Below are 593 nucleotides of genomic sequence, written 5' to 3' on the forward strand. Positions count from 1 at the left end.
TGGGTGACGAGGTCGGAGGGCTTGACGCCCCAGCGCACGAGGCGCTCGAGCAGCTCTTCCATGCGCCAGGTCGAGGTGACCCAGGAGCCGTAGATTGTCTTTTGGTCGTGGATCATGTCGGGGGAAGGGTTCAGGTCCATGGTCCCTCCTTCGCCGATGAGCACGATCTTGCCCCATTTGCGGGTCGCTTGCACGGCGGTCTTGCGGGCGGCGTGGTGGGCGGAGCAGTCAACGGCTCGCTCGACGCCGTGCCCGCCGGTGAGGGCGCGGATTTGCTCGACGTTGTCGGGGCCTGCCTTCAGCACGTGGTCGCAGAGTCCGAGGTCCTTGGCGATCTGGAGGCGTTCGTCGATGGCGTCGGTGCCGATGATCGTCTTGGCACCGAGGGCGCGGGAGAGAACGGCTGCGGCGAGGCCGACGGGGCCGAGGCCGGTAACGAGGACGGCGTCGTTGCCGCTGATGCCGATCTTCTCGAGGCCTTCGTAGACGGTGCCGAATCCGCAGGCGACCTGGGCTCCGTCGACGTAGCTCAGCTCGTCGGGAAGGGCGAGCAGGTCCTTTTCTTCGGCGATCATGTAGGGAGCCATGCCGCC

At 66.8% G+C, this 593-nt stretch carries 1 protein-coding gene; it reads right to left on the bottom strand.

Annotated features, from left to right (window positions below; all coding sequences use genetic code 11):
• Window positions 1-593: zinc-binding dehydrogenase (locus QEH57_RS25040; protein WP_343224842.1), on the bottom strand; the 593-nt coding region annotated here is incomplete at both ends.

It is taken from the genome of Pelagicoccus sp. SDUM812005, from assembly GCF_031127875.1.
Lineage (GTDB): Bacteria > Verrucomicrobiota > Verrucomicrobiia > Opitutales > Opitutaceae > Pelagicoccus.